Source organism: Microcystis flos-aquae FACHB-1344, from assembly GCF_014698375.1.
Taxonomy (GTDB): domain Bacteria; phylum Cyanobacteriota; class Cyanobacteriia; order Cyanobacteriales; family Microcystaceae; genus Microcystis; species Microcystis aeruginosa.
Window position 1 is genome coordinate 1 of the sequence record NZ_JACJSW010000078.1, and the last position, 4962, is coordinate 4962.

Annotated in this window: 3 protein-coding genes and 1 pseudogene; 3 read left to right on the forward strand and 1 reads right to left on the reverse strand. The window is 43.6% G+C overall.

The genetic code is table 11. The features are described 5' to 3' along the window. Positions 1-113: 113 nt before the first annotated feature. The 3 genes and pseudogenes from H6G48_RS05985 to H6G48_RS05995 all read left to right on the forward strand — a co-directional run. Positions 114-1859: pseudogene (locus H6G48_RS05985) on the forward strand (alpha-amylase family glycosyl hydrolase); the annotation flags it as partial. A 172-nt stretch (positions 1860-2031) separates the two neighbouring features. Next, positions 2032-2682, forward strand: coding sequence for a TVP38/TMEM64 family protein (locus H6G48_RS05990; RefSeq protein WP_190720072.1), 651 nt, complete (start codon positions 2032-2034; stop codon positions 2680-2682). A 70-nt stretch (positions 2683-2752) separates the two neighbouring features. Beyond that, positions 2753-3760 (forward strand): DnaJ C-terminal domain-containing protein, encoded by a 1008-nt coding sequence (locus H6G48_RS05995; protein ID WP_190356990.1) that lies wholly within the window; start codon positions 2753-2755, stop codon positions 3758-3760. Positions 3761-4077: 317 nt separating this feature from the next. Here the strand turns inward: H6G48_RS05995 and H6G48_RS06000 are convergent, their stop codons facing one another. Beyond that, entirely contained in the window at positions 4078-4422 is a 345-nt protein-coding gene (locus tag H6G48_RS06000) for a hypothetical protein (RefSeq protein ID WP_002738818.1), read from the reverse strand. Positions 4423-4962: the final 540 nt, after the last annotated feature.

The following is a 4962-nucleotide window of genomic DNA, read 5'->3' on the forward strand; positions in this document are numbered from 1 at the left end:
GCATACCGCTACTGCTTCTGGAGGGAGAGTAAGACCAAGTAAAGGCACTGCTTTTGCAAGGCATCTCCCTGTGAATGAAGAATCCCCACGCCTTTAGGCAACGGGAGTGTCAAGAGGCCCATGTGCGCGGTTTAAGCAATCACCCCTCCGCTAGTCGTTTAGAAGATATTCTCAAGGGAATTACGGGTTTTGAGGAAGTGGCCAACGTTCCCTACCAGTACAGAGGAACTTATGCGGGAGCCGGCTATATGGCCAAATACCTAAAAGCACTAGGATTTACTACCATCGAACTCTTACCCGTCCAAGAAACCGCTAACGATAATAACACCGATGATCGCCCCGGTGGTAACTATTGGGGTTACATGACCTTTGGTTATTTCGCCCCCGATCGCCGTTATGCTTACGATCGCTCCCCCGGGGGACCCACCAGAGAATTTAAGGCCATGGTCAAAGCTTTCCACGACCAAGGTATGGAAGTTTATCTCGATGTGGTCTATAATCACACCGGAGAAGGGGGCAATTGGGGCAGCAACGATGTCACCGGATTTGTTAGTTTTGGTGGTTTTGATGTGGTGGAATACTATCAACTCACCGATGAACATTATCTACTCGATGGGGCGACAGGCTGCGGAAATCAATTAAATTTTTCCCATAGTGTCACCTGTAATCTGGTTCTTGATTCCCTCACCTATTGGTTAGAAACCATGGGAGTTGATGGTTTTCGTTTTGATCTGGCCCCCGTCCTCGGTCGAACTCCTTCTAGTCATCAACGAGAAGATCGGGGCAAACAAAAACAATTCTTTCCTAAACATCCTTTGTTAGAAAAGATCGAGAAATTAGGCAAGAAATACGATGCCGAAATGATCGCCGAAGCTTGGGATAGCTGGGGTTACGAAGTGGGTAATTTCCCGACGGTTTGGGGCGAGTGGAATGGCCGTTATCGCGATGCAATTCGGCGTTTTTTAAAGGGAGATGGTAATACTTTTCAATTCATCGAACAGGTGAACGGAGATTATCGCAATTTTAACGACCAAGGCGGACCCCAAAAATCGATCGATTTTATTGTTGCCCACGATGGTTTTACCCTGATGGATTTGGTCAGTTATAACAACAAAAATAACCTCACTCCCTGGCCCTTTGGTCCTTCCGATGGCGGCAATAATAATAACGATTCTTGGGATTCTGGCGGTAATCAGGCCTTACGTCGCCAAAGATTACGCAACTTTTGGACGATGCAATTTTTATCTCGCGGTGTTCCCATGACTGTCTGGGGCGATGAATTTGGCCGCACTCAAAATGGTAATAATAATCCCTACAATATTGATAGTGTGGCCACTTGGAATAATTATGATATGATTGCCACCCGTTCACCCCATCTACTGCCCACCGGTTATCGGGAAGCTTATCACAATAATTTTGGCACGGGAACTAATCAAGAAGAACGCAATCCTTTATTTATTTTTGCCGCTTATATTGCTCACTTAAGAAACAATCATATAGCACTCAAACAGCACCGCTACGGTGATCTGGTTCTCGATGCGGGCAATAATGTCACCTATTTATTTAAGAAACCCGATGGTGTTAGCGATTTAACTGCCCATGATCGCTCTATTTGGTTTTTAATTGATGGTAGTGCCGTCGGTGATCACGATTTTTTGGTGTTAATTAATATGTATCATCTGCCAGTGGATTTTCGCCTTCCCTCCCCAGGCAATAATTATCGTTGGGTAAGAATTATTGACACGGCAGCTTGGGCAGAAACCGATTATAATTGTTGGTCTGTGGAGCAAGGAGCAGTAATTGCCAATCGCTATAAAGTCAATGGTTTTTCGATCGTGGTTTGCGAGGAGATTAACTGAACTACCCACACCGATATCGGGGGTAATTTGGGGACAGATAGGGCAGCCCGCTAATATTGAGATCGAGATCGATCCTATGCCGATTTCTGCTATATTTTTGGCAATAGGGAAATATAGACCCCGGCTGCATCTTATGTTTTGCAACCCGAACTTAGCCCAAAATTGCCGTTAAATGTCTAAAACTAAAAGTAGTGTTATTATCCTAACCATAATTTGTATTATCGCCACGGCGATCGGAGTTTATCTGCTCGGTGGTATCGACTCCCAACAATTACAGATCTGGTTAAAACAAATGGGAATTATAGCCCCCATTTTGTATATTATTCTCTATACGATCGGGACAATTTTAATTCTGCCTTCTACCCCCTTAAACCTCAGTGGTGGGGCCATCTTTGGGGTAGTTATGGGAACCGTTTGGACAACGATCGCCGCTTTGGTGGCCGCTATAGTTGCCTTTGCTTTTACCCGTACTATCGGCCGGGAATATACCGCCAAAAAATTTCAGGGAAAATGGCAAGCGATCGATGCAGAAATGCAGCAAGGCGGCCTATTTTATATGTTTGCTATCCGTCTATTACCGATTATTCCCTACGGTATCGTTAACTTTGTTGCGGGATTAACTTCTATCCGTTTTCGCGATTATTTGATCGGTACTTTATTAGGCACTGTCCCTGGAATTTTACCCTTTGTCATGATGGGTGCGGGTTTAAAATCTTTGGGAAAAGGCGATATATTGCCCCTAATGGTGGCTTTTACCCTCATTGCTCTGTTAGTAGGTGTGGGAACTTGGTATCGTCGTCGTCGGCAATTTCCCTTTCAGTGATCAGCGATAAAATTAAGTTAGATTAGGAATATTCCGACTGAATCCTCATTGCTAAGGAGATAGCGTATCGATGCCTGCCGCAGATTATAAAGATTATTATGCCGTTCTGGGAGTAGGTAAAACTGCCAGCGCTGAAGAAATTAAAAAAGCTTTTCGTAAATTAGCCGTCAAATATCACCCCGATCGCAATCCTAACGATAAAAGCGCCGAAGAACGTTTTAAAGAAATTAGTGAAGCTTACGAAGTCCTCTCCGATAGCGAAAAACGCCAAAAATACGATCAATTTGGACAATATTGGCAACAGTCCGGACGATCGAATTGGCCAGGTGGTAATCCGGGGGTTGACTTCGGTTCCGACGGTTTTGACTTTAGCCAGTACAGCACCTTTGATGATTTTATCAATGAACTGCTCGGTCGCATGGGCCGCTCCGGCGGTACTCGCCCCCGTTCCCATTCCTACGGTACTCCGGGGGGAGGATTTAGCGATTTTAGCAATTTTAACGACTTTGCCGGCTCTCGTACTCCACCGCAATCCGTCACTTCTGGCATCTCCACCGCTAAACTGCGTCTGACTTTTGCGGAAGCTTTACGAGGAGTACAAAAACGGGTTAATTTAGCCGGAGAAATGATCGATATCAAAATCCCCCCAGGAACCAAAACCGGTAATCGTCTCCGGGTACGGGGTAAAGGACTAATCGATCCCTTGAGTAAACAACGGGGAGATCTATTTCTCGATGTGGAATTAGAACCCCATCCTTTCTTTACTTTTGAAGGCGATAATTTAACCTGTGAAGTCCCGATTACCCCCGATGAGGCGGTTTTAGGCACAGCGATCGAAGTTCCTACCCCCGATGGCATGGTGACGGTAAAAGTTCCCGCCGGTATTCGTTCCGGTCAATCCCTGCGCTTACGAGGCAAAGGTTGGATCGATAATAAAGGACAACGCGGCGATCAATTAGTCAAAATTGTCATCGATACTCCCAAAGAATTAACGGCGATCGAACGGGAATTATACGAGAAAATTAAATCTCAGCGTACCACCGATCCCCGTCGTCATCTCAGACAGGTGCAAATTTAGTCCCTAGATCTTAATAGTGAGGTACGAAGCAAAAGGTAGGGTGCGTTAGACGGCCAAAATTGCTGCTTTGAATTGAAGGTAACAATCCGTCGTAACGCACCACCTATCATCAACTAAGTAGTAAAACGTAGGGTGCGTTAGACGGCCAAAATTGCTGCTTTGACTTGAAGGTAACAATCCGTCGTAACGCACCACCTATCATCAACTAAGTAGTAAAAGGTAGGGTGCGTTAGACGGCCAAAATTGCTGCTTTGACTTGAAGGTAACAATCCGTCGTAACGCACTACCTATCATCTGTCTCTGGAGTTTATCCTTGGCTAGAATTTAACCTTACTAGCCAACCAATTAGTGATTAATTTGGGGCTATTTTTCTTCACCCAATAGAGAGCATAAATTCTGAATATAGGCTTAGAAAAACGAGCGATCGCTTTCATAATAAAATTTAAGTGACGACTATGAAACTTTTTATTAATTAAATTTAACGAACCCACATCGTAAAGACAGTCGATGATAATTCTAAAAGTCGTTTCCTCTCTTTGGAATAAACTATCTATTAACAATAGCACTTCCTGAATCCGTTGCTGTTTAAGCTGTTCTTCTTCGGAAACAGCCGAGAGAATCTGCTGCTGCTTAGATAATTTACTATCCGATGGGGTTAACATGATATGGTAAGGAAAAAATTAACTTGTTTTGATTTTATCCCTATTTGCCGATTTTGCAAGACCAAACTCCCCATCTATCCCCATTTTTACGATAACACGGATCTTTCCTCTCCCATGCCGTCTTGACTGTGGTTGCTGTGATTGTGTCATGGACTGTGATTGATTATTGATAAAAGGTTGCTGAATACAATATAATCATAGTATTCATTCAATCATTTCAATCACAGTTTAGACTGATTGCTGTGATTGTGTCATGGACTGTGACTGATCGAGAAAAATAGGGCAGAATAAAATTATGAAAGCCAAAATGAGGACTGAATCATGAATGAGCCCTTAACCACAAGTTTACTTTAGCAGTACAGGAATTTACCACTGAAGCAATCTCTAAAATCCCTATATTATGGGAAAAAATCAAAACCCAATAAATAAGTTAACCCTCATCACCCCGATTTTATCTATGGAACCGATAACAGTGGCGACAATTGTTGCTTTGGTATTTCAGACTACTGTAGAAAAATTTACCGAAGCTGCTCTAGAAAA

Bases quoted from the DNA above. Each gene is read 5' to 3' on its own strand.
- H6G48_RS05990 (WP_190720072.1), top strand. From the start codon at position 2,032: ATGTCTAAAACTAAAAGTAGTGTTATTATCCTAACCATAATTTGTATT.
- H6G48_RS05995 (WP_190356990.1), top strand. From the start codon at position 2,753: ATGCCTGCCGCAGATTATAAAGATTATTATGCCGTTCTGGGAGTAGGT.
- H6G48_RS06000 (WP_002738818.1), bottom strand. From the start codon at position 4,422: ATGTTAACCCCATCGGATAGTAAATTATCTAAGCAGCAGCAGATTCTC.